Annotated in this window: 10 protein-coding genes; 8 read left to right on the forward strand and 2 right to left on the reverse strand. The window is 61.5% G+C overall.

Annotation, left to right across the window (positions count from 1 at the left end; all coding sequences use genetic code 11):
* Positions 1-13: 13 nt before the first annotated feature.
* The 8 genes from U5A52_RS30265 to U5A52_RS30300 all read left to right on the forward strand — a co-directional run bounded on the left by U5A52_RS30265 (position 14) and on the right by U5A52_RS30300 (position 11,374).
* Positions 14-3,202 (forward strand): efflux RND transporter permease subunit, encoded by a 3,189-nt coding sequence (locus U5A52_RS30265; protein WP_321937393.1) that lies wholly within the window; start codon positions 14-16, stop codon positions 3,200-3,202.
* Complete coding sequence (locus U5A52_RS30270; RefSeq protein WP_321937395.1) at positions 3,192-4,361, forward strand: efflux RND transporter periplasmic adaptor subunit; 1,170 nt, start codon at positions 3,192-3,194, stop codon at positions 4,359-4,361. Before U5A52_RS30265 ends, U5A52_RS30270 begins: the two co-directional genes overlap by 11 nt.
* 1 nt (position 4,362) lies before the next feature.
* Positions 4,363-5,787, forward strand: coding sequence for an efflux transporter outer membrane subunit (locus tag U5A52_RS30275; RefSeq protein ID WP_321937396.1), 1,425 nt, complete (start codon positions 4,363-4,365; stop codon positions 5,785-5,787).
* Between the two features lie 27 nt (positions 5,788-5,814).
* Complete coding sequence (gene dxs, locus U5A52_RS30280) at positions 5,815-7,605, forward strand: 1-deoxy-D-xylulose-5-phosphate synthase (protein ID WP_321937399.1); 1,791 nt, start codon at positions 5,815-5,817, stop codon at positions 7,603-7,605.
* A 126-nt stretch (positions 7,606-7,731) separates the two neighbouring features.
* On the forward strand, positions 7,732-7,932 hold the full coding sequence (locus U5A52_RS30285; protein ID WP_415774075.1) for a copper chaperone: 201 nt from the start codon (positions 7,732-7,734) through the stop codon (positions 7,930-7,932).
* A 284-nt stretch (positions 7,933-8,216) separates the two neighbouring features.
* Entirely contained in the window at positions 8,217-10,082 is a 1,866-nt protein-coding gene (gene ilvB, locus U5A52_RS30290; protein WP_321937402.1) for a biosynthetic-type acetolactate synthase large subunit, read from the forward strand.
* 184 nt (positions 10,083-10,266) lie between these two features.
* Positions 10,267-10,908: a DsbA family protein gene (locus U5A52_RS30295; RefSeq protein WP_321937404.1), complete on the forward strand. Its 642-nt coding sequence runs from the start codon at positions 10,267-10,269 to the stop codon at positions 10,906-10,908.
* Positions 10,909-11,011: 103 nt separating this feature from the next.
* Positions 11,012-11,374 (forward strand): nuclear transport factor 2 family protein, encoded by a 363-nt coding sequence (locus tag U5A52_RS30300; RefSeq protein WP_321937406.1) that lies wholly within the window; start codon positions 11,012-11,014, stop codon positions 11,372-11,374.
* 64 nt (positions 11,375-11,438) lie between these two features.
* Here U5A52_RS30300 and U5A52_RS30305 read toward each other — a convergent pair whose 3' ends face one another.
* Positions 11,439-12,146 carry an SDR family oxidoreductase gene (locus U5A52_RS30305; protein ID WP_321937408.1) on the reverse strand — a complete coding sequence of 236 codons (708 nt, stop codon included), beginning with the start codon at positions 12,144-12,146 and terminating at the stop codon, positions 11,439-11,441.
* A gap of 140 nt (positions 12,147-12,286) precedes the next feature.
* Entirely contained in the window at positions 12,287-13,324 is a 1,038-nt protein-coding gene (locus tag U5A52_RS30310) for a GlxA family transcriptional regulator (RefSeq protein WP_321937410.1), read from the reverse strand.
* Positions 13,325-13,393 lie beyond the last annotated feature (69 nt).

A 13,393-nucleotide genomic window follows, 5' to 3' on the forward strand; every position in this document is an offset into this window, starting at 1 on the left:
TACTGGAATTATCATGATTGGCATCGTGCGCGTTGCGCTGAAACGGCCTTATACCTTTGTCGTTCTGGCCGTGTTTATCCTGATCGTCGGCGTTCTGTCGGCGTTTCGTACCCCTACGGATATTTTTCCTTCGATCAATATCCCGGTCATTAGCGTGGTATGGCAGTACACGGGGCTTTCGCCCGACCAGATGGAGGGTCGCGTGATGGCGCCGTACGAGCGGGTGTTGACGACGACCGTGAATGGCGTTCAACACATCGAAGGCACTTCGCTCACCGGCTACGGCATCGTCAAGATCTTCTTCCAGCCGGGCACCAATATCGGTACGGCGAATGCGCAGGTAACGGCCATTTCGCAGCAGATCTTGAAGCAGCTTCCGCCTTCGGCCACGCCGCCGTTCATCATCAACTACAACGCTTCGACGGTTCCGATCATTCAGCTCGCGCTTTCGGGCAAAGGTCTCTCGGAACAGAATCTCGCGGACCTTGGCAAGAACCAGTTGCGCCCGATTCTGGCGACCGTGAATGGCGCCGCAATTCCGTTTCCGTTTGGCGGCAAAGACCGGCAGGTTCAGGTCAACATCAAGCCTTCGGAACTCGAGGCGCGCTCGTTGTCGGCCGAGGACGTGCTCAACGCGTTGACGGCGCAGAATCTCGTGACGCCGGTCGGCACCGAAAAGATCGGCAACTACGAGTACACGCTGCAATTGAACGATGCGCCGGCGACCATCGCGGCCATTGCGAATCTGCCGGTCAAGTCCGCCAACGGCACCGTGGTGCATATGCATGACGTCGCCGATGTGACGGACGGCAGCCCGCCGCAGCCCAATATCGTTCACGTGGAAGGCAAGCGTTCGGTGCTGCTCACGGTGTTCAAGAACGGCTCGGCCTCGACCTTGGCGATTATCGGCGGCATTCGCCAGAAGGTGGCCGATGCGAAGGCGTCCTTGCCCGACGCGCTGCAGATCGCTGCGATTGGCGACCAGTCAATCTTCGTGCGCTCCGCGATCAAGGGGGTGGCGCGTGAGGGTTTGATCGCCGCCTTGCTCACGAGTGTGATGATCCTGCTGTTTCTCGGCAGCTGGCGCTCGACGATCATTATCGCGACCTCCATTCCGCTCGCGATTCTCGGTTCGATCTCCGTGCTCTCGGTGCTCGGCGAGACGCTCAATATCATGACGCTCGGCGGGCTCGCGTTGGCGGTGGGTATTCTCGTGGACGACGCGACCGTGACCATCGAGAACATCAACTGGCACCTGGAGCAAGGCAAGGACGTCGAGGCCGCCATTCTCGACGGCGCCGCGCAGATCGTGACGCCGGCGTTCGTTTCGTTGCTGTGCATCTGCATCGTGTTCGTGCCGATGTTCTTCCTGAACGGCGTGGCGAGATTCTTGTTCGTGCCGATGGCCGAGTCGGTGATCTTCGCGATGATTTCCTCGTTCATTCTCTCGCGCACGCTCGTGCCGACGATGGCGAAGTACCTGCTGAAGGCCCATGCACGTGAACAGGACCATCGAGAGTCTTCCAGCGTGTGGGCGCGCTTTCACCGTGGATTCGAGCAGCGTTTCGAGCGCGTGCGTGGGAATTACGCGGCGATGCTCGAATGGGTGCTGGTGCGTCGCCGCGCATTCGTCATGGGCTTCTTTGCATTCGTCGTGGCGTCGTTCGCGTTGATGCCGCTGCTTGGCCGCAACTTCTTCCCGGACGTCGACGCGGGCCAGATCCTGCTGCACGTGCGCGCGCCGGTGGGAACGCGTGTGGAGAGAACCGCCGGGATTTTCGCCGAAGTGGAAGCTCAGGTTCGCGCGACGATTCCGCCGGCCGAACTCGGCACCGTGGTGGACAACATTGGACTCTCCACCAGTTCGATCAATACGGCCTACAACAACACGGGCACGATTGGCCCGCAGGACGGCGACATCCAGATCTCGCTGAATGAAGGTCACGGCTCCACGGCCGCCTACGTGCGCAAGTTGCGCGAATCGTTGCCGCGCGCGTTCCCGGGCGTGACGTTCTCGTTCCCGCCCGCGGATATCGTGAGTCAGATCCTGAACTTCGGCTCGCCTGCACCGATCGACTTGCAGATTCGTGGCAACAATTTGCCGGCCGACTTCGCTTACGCCAACTCGCTGCTGCGCCAGATCCGGCATGTGCCCGGTGTTGTCGACGCGCGCATCGAGCAGTCGCAGGCCAATCCGCAATTCAATATCGATGTGGATCGCGACCGTGCTTCGTTGCAGGGTCTGACCGAACGCGATGTGACCAATAGTCTTGTGGTGCATATGGCGGGATCGAGCCAGATCGACCCCACGTACTGGCTCAACGCAGCCAATGGCGTGGAGTATTCGATCGTTCTCCAGACGCCGCAATACAGCGTGGATTCGCTCGCGTCGCTCGTGAATCTGCCCGTGAGCGGCGGCGCCGAGGCGAACGACGGGCAAATCCTTGGCGGCGTGGCGAGCATTCATCGCACGGCGAGCAACGAAGTGGTGAGCAACTACAACGTGCAGCCCATGGTCGAGGTGTTCGCCACGACCCAGGGGCGCGACCTCGGTGCGGTTGCCGCCGACATTCGCCATATCGTTTCGGCCAATGCCAAGGATGCGCCCAAGGGAGCGAAGGTCGTTCTGCTCGGCCAGGTGCAGACGATGAACAACGCCTTCGGGGGCTTGTCGTTCGGCATTCTGGGCGCTGTAGTGCTGATCTACCTGCTCATCGTGGTGAATTTCCAGTCGTGGTCCGATCCGCTCGTGATCGTGGCGGCATTGCCTGGCGCACTGGCCGGCATCGTCTGGATGTTGTTCGCAACAGATACCACGCTTTCGGTGCCTGCACTGACCGGCGCAATCATGTGCATGGGGGTGGCAACGGCCAATTCCATTCTGGTGGTGAGTTTCAGCCGCGAACGTCTGGCCGAGCACGGCGATGCGTTCAAGGCAGCTCTGGAAGCCGGTACGACCCGGTTCCGGCCGGTCCTCATGACGGCGCTCTCGATGATTATTGGCATGGCGCCGATGGCATTGAGTCTTGGCGAGGGCGGAGAGCAAAACGCGCCGTTGGGCCGAGCGGTGATTGGCGGGCTGCTGTTCGCCACCGTCGCAACGCTTTTTCTCGTGCCCGCTATTTTTTGCATGATCCACTCGCGTCGGGGTCGCACATCGACGGCCACGCAGCTTACCGGAGATTCGATCCATGTCCTCTGAACCCACAACGCGCGCCGCAGTCGCGCAACGTCAGCTTTCCTTAACAGGCCTGGTCGGTTGTGCGCTCGCCATCCTCATCGTGGCGGGTGGCGTCTCGTTTCGCATGAAGCATGAGCATCAACTGAAGGCCTGGACAGAGGCTCAAGCTATTCCATCCGTGAATGTCGTCGTGCCTGCCCCGGAGGCGCCGGGCGGGTCGCTGGACCTGCCTGGCAGACTGGACGCGTTCGAAAGCGCGCCCATCTATGCACGGGTGAGCGGATATCTGAAATCGTGGAGCGTCGACATCGGCACGCAGGTGAAGGCAGGCCAAACGCTCGCCGAGATCGAGACGCCTGAACTCGATCAGCAGTTGATCCAGGCGAAGGCCGATCTCGCCAGCGCGCAAGCCGACGCCGCGCTCGCGAAAACGACCGCCGCGCGCTGGCAAAGTCTTCTGGACTCCGATTCAGTATCGCGCCAGGAGGTCGATGACCGCACCCAGGATTCTGTGGCGAAGCAGGCTCGCGTAGCGGCGGCGCAGGCGAATCTGGACCGGCTGGTTGCGACCAAGAGCTTCGCGCGGATCGTCGCTCCGTTCGATGGCGTGATCACCGCACGTAACACCGACGTGGGCGCATTGATCAGTGCTGGCGGCGGTACGGGGCCGCAACTCTTCTCCGTATCGAGTGTGGACAAGCTGCGTGTGTATGTGCGCGTGCCGCAGGAATACGTGCCGGCGGTCAAGCCGGGCGGTACCGGCACCTTCACCGTGCCGGAGTATCCCGGCAAGACCTTCACGGCCACGGTCGTGGGTCTGGCGGACTCGGTCAACGCCGCGTCGGGCACGTCGCTCGTCCAGTTGATGGTCGACAACCCCGGTCATCTGCTGCTGCCGGGCGACTTCGTGAATCTGCACTTCGCGCTGCCTGCACGTGCCGACGCACTGCGGGTCCCAGCCAGCGCGCTGATATTCGACAACCGGGGGCTGCGGCTTGCCACCGTCGATCGCAACGACACCGTGCATTTCAAACCGGTTTCGATCGTGCAGGACCTGGGTAATGCGGTCGATATCGGTTCGGGACTGGCGCAAAGCGACCGCGTGGTCGACGCGCCGCCCGATGGACTCGTCGAGGGCGACCATGTTCAGGTGATCGCACCGAAGGCTAAAGGTGAATAGCATGATCAAGTATCTGAAACTGGCCACGCTGGCGAGTGCCGTGGCGCTTGCGGCGTGCTCACTCGCGCCGCACTACGAGGTGCCCGAAACGCCCGTTGCGGCGCAGTACCAGGCGCAGGGGCTATGGACCGCGGCGAGCCCGGCTGACCAGCTCGACCGCGCGGGATGGTGGAAGCTGTATAAGGAGCCCGAGCTCGACGACCTCGAACAACGGCTGATCGCGAAGAACCCCGACCTCAGCGCGGCGCTATTCCATTATGAGCAGTCCCAGGCGTATATCCGGCAGGTCAAGTCGCAGATGTATCCGCAGGCTTCCGCTGCAGGCAATGTCCAGCGAGATCGCGAGTCGGACACGCGGCCGTTGCGCAGCCCAACCGGGCCGACCGATTACAACTCGGCCACGCTGGGTGTCGAAGTCGACTACGAAGTCGATCTGTGGGGACGCGTGCGCGATTCCGTTGCCGCGAGCAAGGACGAAGGCCTGGCGTCGAAGGCGGATCTGGCTTCGACGCAGTTGAGCCTCGAAATCGAACTGGCGCGAAGCTACATCGACCTGCGCGGCCTCGATCAGCAAATCCAGTTGATCGAGGGGACCCAGGACGCGTACCAGAAGGCGCTCGACTTGACCCGCAACCGGCATGGCGCGGGAATCGTCTCGGGTCTCGACGTCGCGCGCGCAAGCAACCAGTTGTCGTCGGTCCAGTCCGAACTCACTCAGATCAGGGCCCAGCGAGCGTTGCTGGAGCATGCGATAGCGGTGCTCGTAGGCGCTTCGCCCTCGGAGTTCCAGCTCGCGCCGAGTACCGAATCCATCGCGCTGCCTGTCATTCCGGTCGGCGTGCCTTCCACGCTGCTGCAACGGCGGCCGGACGTCGCCGCAGCCGAGCGGCGCATTGCAGCGGCCAATTCGAAGATCGGCGTGGCACGCGCGGCTTACTTCCCAACGCTCACGCTCAGCGCACAAGGTGGCGTGCAAAGTTCGGTGCTTGGGAATCTGCTCAGTCTTTCCAGTTCGTATTGGGCGATCGGGCCGTCTCTGGCAGTGTATCTGCTGGACGGCGGCAAGCGCCGGGCGCAGCTGGATTCCGCGAAGGAGGCCACGGCGGAGGCCGGCGCACGCTACCGCAGCGTGGTGCTTGGGTCGTTCAGGCAGGTGGAAGACAACCTCACGTTGCTCGACGACCTGGGCACCGCAACGAATCAGCAGCAGGACGCCGCCGGTGCCGCTCAAACCGCACTCAATCTGGCGCTCGCGCGTTATCAGCGTGGCGCGGTGAGCTATCTGGACGTGGTCGAGGCGCAATCCGCCGAACTCGAAGCACAACTCAGCGTAATTGCGCTTCGCACGCGGCAACTGGATGCGAATGTCGATCTCATTCACGCGCTCGGCGGCGGCTGGACCACGGATGACCTGAAAGCCGGTTGAATTCAAACCATCAAGGATTGAAACATCATGAACTTGCTTGACATGATCGATTTCCCGAGCAATTTGCGCGATCTAAACGAGAGTGAGCTTGAACGCCTGGTGGACGAGGTTCGGGAATTCGTGATCGACAGTGTGTCGGGCACCGGCGGTCACCTGGCATCGAGTCTCGGTGTCGTGGAGCTGACCGTTGCGCTTCACTATGTGTTCGACACGCCGAAGGACCGTCTCGTATGGGACGTCGGGCATCAATCCTATCCGCACAAGATCCTGACCGGCCGAAAATCCGCAATGCGGGGCGTGCGGAAAGTGGGCGGGATGGCAGGCTTTCCCACACGCGACGAGTCGCCTTATGACACGTTCGGCGTCGGGCACGCCGGCACTTCGATATCGGCGGCAGTCGGCATGGCGTTGGGGCTGCGCGGCCGCGACGCCCGCGTCGTTGCGGTTATCGGCGATGGCGCGTTGTCTGCGGGTATGGCATTTGAAGCCATGAATCACGCGGGGTCCTGCGAGACGTTGCCGCTCACGATAGTTCTGAATGACAACCGTATGTCGATTTCCCCGGCAGTTGGAGGGCTGAACGATCATCTCGAGTCGCTGGTCAGGCGTTGGCGCGATCAAACGCATGTCTCTTTTTGCACGCTATTCGAAACACTGGGTCTGGATTACATCGGTCCCATCGACGGCCACGATATGCCGACCCTGCTCGGCGCGTTGCGCGACGCGAAGACGCGCACACGCCCGCACGTCATTCACGTGGCGACGCAAAAAGGAAAGGGTTATCGGCCTGCAGAACTCGATCCCGTTGCCTACCACGGGCCCAGTCCGTTCAAGCCTGAGACGGGGCTCGTGCGCCAGAGAGGCGGCAAGATGACGTATAGCCAGATATTTGGCCAATGGCTGTGCGACTCGGCGGCGACAGATGATCGAATCTTCGGTATCACGCCTGCGATGAGCGAAGGCTCCTGTTTGACCGAATTCGAGCGTCGTTATCCGGATCGCTATATCGACGTGGGTATCGCGGAACAGCACGCGCTCACGCTGGCGGCCGGCCTCGCCGTCGAGGGAATGAGGCCTGTTGTGGCGATCTATTCGACGTTTCTTCAGCGCGGTTACGACCAGTTGATTCACGATGTCGCCTTGCAGAACCTGCCCGTTCTGTTCGCGTTGGATCGCGCGGGGATTGCCGGGGGTGATGGCGCCACGCACGTGGGCGCGTTCGACATTGCGGCCCTGCGTTGCGTCCCGAATATGGTGGTCATGACCCCGTCCGATGAAACGGAGTGCTATCGCATGCTGAACACGGGGCTTGCGTGGCCGGGTCCATGCGCGGTGCGCTATCCGCGGGCGACAACCGGATCTGAAGTCATTGAGCAGACAAAAGAAACGCTGCCGCTAGGAAGAGGGCTAGTTTGCAGGGTCTCTGGTAAGCAGGGCGGCGCGCGCGTGGCGTTTCTGGCGTTTGGACCATTGCTCTCGGTTGCGATGGAAGTCGCGAAGGAGATCGACGCGACCGTGGTCGATATGCGCTTCGTGAAGCCGCTCGATGAAGACCTGTTGCTGACGGTGGCAAACGAGCACGAAGTGATCGTGACACTCGAAGAGGGGGCCGTGATTGGCGGGGCGGGCGCGGCATGCGCCGAGCGGATCGCGGCGGAGGGTTGGGCCGTACGCATGCTGCGGCTCGGACTGCCCGACGCGTTCGTACAGCACGGTGACCGTTCGGAACTGCTCCGGTTGAGCGGCCTCGGTGTCGCAGGCGTGCGGGAAGCGGTCCTCGCGTTCGCCGAAGAGGTGGACATCCTCGACGAAGCCTGATGATCGCCGCATGCCGGCTTGATTGGGTTACGCGATGTAAAGAGTGAATTGAGGCCAGCCTGGTTGGTGGCAGCGAGCATTGAGCCTATAGTGAATCAGACTGTTATCGAAACAGAGAGGTGAAAAGTGAAGTTCGCGATGAAAACCGAAATCCGCACGACCGATCTTCCGATGATCGTGCATGCGATGAAGTCCGTGGACGCCGAAGCGAAGGTCGACGTCGATGTTGGCGCACAAACCGTGAGCGTCGACTCGTGGCTGATGCCAGAAGAGTTTCTCGTTGCTTTCTACGACGAGAACCTCGACGTGGGCATTGCCGAATGGTAGGGAGGGGCATGTGGCCCGGATGAGACTCATCTTGGCCCACAAACACCCTTCTTGCTGACGCAGATCGATGCAATCGTTGTCAGAATCTTTGGAACCCTTTCTCACGGTTTTTCCAGGTGCACGTCAAAAGAGTGCGGGGTGAACTGTGCTTCATGCGGAGAACCCGCTGAAGCCGTCGCCCACGAGCTGGTAGGGGACATACGCTGTTCTTGAGTCGGAAGGGAAATGATCCGATGTGTTTGGCCGCTGATCGCATCAGCGCCCGTTTTCCGTGCGAGTCAGGTATGACCCAGAACCCAAAAATGGCTTCAGAAAGTGCCCCCAAAGCGCCGTTTCCCGGCGAGCCGATGTCAGGCGCCGATATCATCTTGCGCGTACTTAGCGAACAGGGTGTCGATACCGTATTCGGTTATAGCGGCGGCGCGATCTTGCCGACCTACGACGCGGTGTTTCGTTTCAACGAGCTGCATGCCGACGAGCCCGAGCGTCAGATTAACCTCGTCGTGCCCGCGAACGAACAGACTGCCGGCTTCATGGCCGCGGGCTATGCGCGCGCGAGCGGCAAAGTGGGCGTGTTCATGGTGACGTCGGGTCCCGGCGCGACGAATGCCGTGACGCCGATCGCCGACTGCAATGGCGACTCGGTGCCGGTGGTCCTCATCTGCGGACAGGTGCCCCGCGCCGCCATTGGCAGCGATGCTTTCCAGGAAGCGCCGGTGTTCAACATCATGTCGGCGTGCGCCAAGCAGGTGTTCCTGGTGACCGACCCGGACAAGCTCGAACAAACGCTGCGCACCGCATTCGAAGTGGCGCGCACCGGCCGACCCGGCCCCGTTGTCGTGGATGTGCCCAAAGACATCCAGAACTGGACCGGCACCTGGCAGGGCAACGGTACGCTGGCGTTTCGCGGCTATTCAGACCGTCTGCGCAAGGTGGCGAAGGGCGCACGTCTCGAAGAGAGCAAGCGCCACGCGTTCTTCGATTTGCTGGCGCAAAGCAAGCGCCCATTGCTGTATGTGGGCGGGGGCGTCATCACAGCCGGCGCCACGGCGCAATTGCGTGAGTTCGCCGAGCGCTATCGCATTCCCGTGGTGAACACGTTGATGGGGCTCGGCACGATGTCCGTGAAGCACGAGCTCGGGCTCGGCATGTTGGGCATGCACGGCGCGGCCTGCGCGAACTACGCGGTGGAAGATTGCGATTTCCTGATCGCCGTGGGCGCGCGATTCGACGATCGTGTCGCGGGCGGCCGCCCTCACTCATTTGCGCCGCGAGCGCGCTTTGTCGCGCACATCGATATCGACGAAGCGGAAATCAACAAGGTGAAGCGCGCGCACTGGACCCACGTGGGCGACGCGAAGGACGCGCTGCTTTCGCTGATGCAACACGAAGCGCACGTGCAGGCCCCTACGGCGTGGCTTGACTACATCAGGGAACTGAAGCAGCGCTACGGCATGAACTACGACCGCAATAGCCCGCTGATTCAGCCGCAGTTCGTGGTGGAAAAGTTGAGTGAGATGACTGGCGGGCGGGCTATCGTCACCACGGGCGTCGGCCAGCACCAGATGTGGGCCGCGCAGTTCTTCGACTTCCTCGAGCCGCGCAGCTTTCTCACGTCGGGCAGCATGGGGACGATGGGGTTCGGCTTGCCCGCTGCGATCGGCGCCCAGATGGGACGCCCCGATGCCCTCGTGATCGACATCGACGGCGACGGCAGCATGCGCATGAACATCGGCGATCTGGAAACCGCGACTACGTATGGCGTGCCGGTCAAGGTGCTGCTGTTCAACAATGTCGGTGACGGAATGATCCGGCAGTGGCAGCGTCTCTTTTACGACGGGCGCCTGTGCGTGAGCGACAAGTCGCTGCATCGAAAGGACTTTGTCATGGCGGCGCGCGCCGACGGGTTCGAGTTCGCGCAGCGCGTGGAGGTTCTCGGTGAAGTCGAGGAAAAACTCAGGGCTTTCATCGACTTTGAAGGGCCCGCCTTCCTTGAAGTCATGATCGATCAGGATGCCGATGTGTTTCCGATGGTCGGGCCCGGCAAAAGCTATTCGGAAATGATCACGGGGCCGTTCATTCCATCCAGGGATGGAGATGAGTCGGGTGGGACGCGCGTGGGTCATCAAGCCGCTTCTGACATGTTCTAGGCGCGTGCTTCAGCGCCAGCCCGAACGTAACAGGTTTCCTCGTTCCGCCATGTAACAAAAGAAGTTCTGGCTGCTGCGTTTATCGAGTCGAGGCGCAATCATATAGTGACTTTGATGGCTGGGAGCGACGCGGGACATGGGGTCCCGCGGGCCCCGCGTTGTCTCTTCATTGAAGCGAGCAAGAATGAAATTGATCTATGTTGGCGATCCGATGTGTTCGTGGTGCTATGGTTTTGGCAAGGAGCTTTCCGCGCTCGTCGCGCGCGTGCCCGATCTGAAACTGGAAATCGTGGTCGGCGGTATTCGCGCGGGCGCGACCGATGTACTCGATACAACCGGCAAGCGTTTCCGGCTGCAGCATTGGCAGCGTGTCGAAGCGCTGAGCGGCTTGCCCTTCAACCGCGAGGCGTTCATGGCGCTCGAGGGGTTCGTCTACGATACCGAGCCGGTATGCCGCGCCGTTGTGGCGGCGCGCCGCTTCGCTAGCGGTGACGCCTTGCTCTCGGTGTTCCGCGCGCTTCAGAATGGCTTTTATGCGCAAGGCCGCGATACGACCGATGGCCATGTGCTGAGCGATATCGCGGCGACGGCGCTGCATGCGGCGGGCGTACAGGTGGGCGTCGACGCGTTCTACCAGGCTTGGGCAGCGGCAGAAACGAAGGAAGAGACGCAGCGCGATTTCGCGCGCGCGCGAGCGCTCGGCGTGGCTTCGTTCCCTACGTTGCTGCTCGAAGAACAAGGCCGCACGTACGCCGTGCATTCGGGCTACGCGAGCGTCAACGCCCTCGAGGAAAGGCTTAACGAGATCGAAGGGCCGCTCGCTTGAGCGTGTCGGGTCCCGGTTGTTCGAGAGCGTGCTGCGCAAGCGATTGCGCAGCACGTATTCGCATGCGCGGCCAGATGCCGAAATCTAAAAGGAGCGTGAAGCAATGAGCGACAGCAACGAAATCGTCGAACTCGTCCAGCGCTATTTCGACGCCACCTGGCGAGGCGATGTGGAGCGGTTGAGAACGGTGTTCGATCCGCGTGCGATCGTAGCGGGAGAGGTGAATGGCGATCCCTACTACAAGACGATCGATGAGTATCTCGCAGGTGTCGCGAACAGGAAATCGCCGGCTGAACGGGGCGAGCCGGTTGAGACGGAACTGCTGATGCTCGATGTTCAGCAAAACATCGCAACGGCGAAGCTGCACGTGCGCATGCTCGGGTTCAATTACTACAATTATTTTTCGGTCATGCGCCAGCACGATCGATGGCTCGTCATTACGAAGACGCTGACGAACGTGCAATGAATGTCTTGCGCGCACAGCGCCCCCGACGAATCATCCTCGTCGGGGGCGCGCGCCGCGCAAGCGCTTAGTGCCCCGCGCTCTGGCCGCCGTCCACGTGCAGGATCTCGCCGGTCACGAACGGCGCCGAGTCGAGATAGAGAATCGCGTTGACGATGTCGCTCATTTCACCCATGTGACCGACCGGATGCATCGCGCCGAGCGTGGCGTGCGTTTCGGGAGCGTGCATCGGCGACTTGACGATACCGGGCGAAACCGCATTGGCACGGATTCCCGCACGCGCGTATTCGATGGCAAGCGACCGCGTCGCCGCATTCAGGCCGCCCTTGGTAAGCGAAGCAAGCACGGACGGCACTTTGCTGTTTGCCTTGTCGGCAAGCGTAGTGGTGACGCTCACCACGTGGCCGCTGCCGTGCTTCTGCATCGCTTCGATTGCGTATTGCGTAATGTGGAAGAAACCGTTCAGGTTGACGTTCAGGATCGCCGCGTAGTCTTCAGCGGTGTACTGCGTGAAGGGCTTCGCAATGAAAATGCCTGCGTTGTTGACGAGCGTATCGACACGGCCGAAGTGCTCGATGGCGGCATTCACCACGCGGCGCGCCGTGGCGGCGTCGCCGATGTCGCCGGCCACGGCGACATAGTCCGCTTCAGCGGCCGGTGTGATGGAACGGGCCGTGGCGACCACGCGATGACCTTGCGCGCGGAAAGCCTTGACGGTTTCAGCGCCAATGCCTTGCGATGCTCCGGTGACGATGACGACCTTGGAAGTGCTCATTGTGTGTCTCGCAGTATGGGTAGGCCGGCCGGTTGGCCGTTCGAATCGACGGATCCGATGAAGGTGCACTCTAGGCGCATCCGTTGCGGAGTCGAACACCCACCATGGACAAAGAGTCTTGCGTCGCAAGAACAAATCGCTCAGGCGGTTGCCTCCATGTGCGCATACGAAGGCGTCGTGTGAAAGCCGCTCGCAAACACGGGCGGGGAGAGTGCGACCCCGGAGGCCTCAGTATTGCGGGACTGCTGGCGGTATTGCCGTGGTGTGACGTTCAGACGCCTTTGAAACACCATGCGCATGTGCGCAGCGTTATGAAAGCCGCAGTTGAACGCAACGGTTTTCATCGGCATATTGCGTTCCTCCAGTAGCCTTTTTGCAGCACCCATACGGACTTCGTCGACGAATGCGGAGGGTGTCGTGTGGAGATGCTTCGCAAAAATCCTCGACAAGGTGCGCCGGCTCACGTAGACAGCGTCGGCCAGTTGCTCGATCGAAAGCACGTCCGAAAGGTGATCGTCGATATGCCGTTGTACTTTGCCGATGATCGAACTCTCATCGGCAAGTGTCGCGATGTAAGGGGCACGTGGGTCTGGCTCGCTCTGCAGATTGGTGCCGAGACGTCTTGCCACGCGTTCGGCGAGAATCTGGCCCCAGTCCTCAGCCACGAGAGAGAGGCCAAGGTCGAGTCCAGCGGTCGCGCTGGCAGATGAAATCAGACGTCCATCGCGGATCAGCGTTTTGTCGGGGCGTATGCGGGCGCGCGGGAATTCGCTGGCCATCCGGCTCGCGTCGGTCCAGCGCGCGGCGACTTCTTTGCCATCGAGAAGACCTGCCTGCCCGAGCAGCCAGGCGCCATTGCATACCGAGCCGTATCGCTTCGACTCGAGTGCGCGCCGCCGCAGCCACGCCAGAAAATCCGGCTTCGGGCGAGCGGTCGCGCTGCGGGAGCCGCTCGTCACCAGCAGAACATCGACGTTGGCACGGAAGTCCGCGTAGACCCACGGCACACAGAGCTGCATGGCGTTCGAACACGCGACCCCGCCCACATGCTCGCCGATGAGGGGCACCTGATACTGGCGCGTTGCACCGAGGAAATGGTTCGCTTCGGAGAACACGTCGAGCAGGCCTGCGATATCCATGGCCTGCACACCATCAAGCACGACGATAGCGACTTTCATTTTGCGCACCCAACCTGAGCAAGGATCCCAATTGCGCGACGATCCGCTGGAGAAAGGTTATGCGTGCAG

This window comes from Paraburkholderia sp. J8-2 (assembly GCF_905220195.1).
In the GTDB taxonomy this organism is placed as follows: domain Bacteria; phylum Pseudomonadota; class Gammaproteobacteria; order Burkholderiales; family Burkholderiaceae; genus Paraburkholderia.

Bases quoted from the DNA above. Each gene is read 5' to 3' on its own strand.
- U5A52_RS30265 (WP_321937393.1), top strand. From the start codon at position 14: ATGATTGGCATCGTGCGCGTTGCGCTGAAACGGCCTTATACCTTTGTC.
- U5A52_RS30270 (WP_321937395.1), top strand. From the start codon at position 3,192: ATGTCCTCTGAACCCACAACGCGCGCCGCAGTCGCGCAACGTCAGCTT.
- U5A52_RS30275 (WP_321937396.1), top strand. From the start codon at position 4,363: ATGATCAAGTATCTGAAACTGGCCACGCTGGCGAGTGCCGTGGCGCTT.
- dxs (WP_321937399.1), top strand. From the start codon at position 5,815: ATGAACTTGCTTGACATGATCGATTTCCCGAGCAATTTGCGCGATCTA.
- ilvB (WP_321937402.1), top strand. From the start codon at position 8,217: ATGACCCAGAACCCAAAAATGGCTTCAGAAAGTGCCCCCAAAGCGCCG.
- U5A52_RS30295 (WP_321937404.1), top strand. From the start codon at position 10,267: ATGAAATTGATCTATGTTGGCGATCCGATGTGTTCGTGGTGCTATGGT.
- U5A52_RS30300 (WP_321937406.1), top strand. From the start codon at position 11,012: ATGAGCGACAGCAACGAAATCGTCGAACTCGTCCAGCGCTATTTCGAC.
- U5A52_RS30305 (WP_321937408.1), bottom strand. From the start codon at position 12,146: ATGAGCACTTCCAAGGTCGTCATCGTCACCGGAGCATCGCAAGGCATT.
- U5A52_RS30310 (WP_321937410.1), bottom strand. From the start codon at position 13,324: ATGAAAGTCGCTATCGTCGTGCTTGATGGTGTGCAGGCCATGGATATC.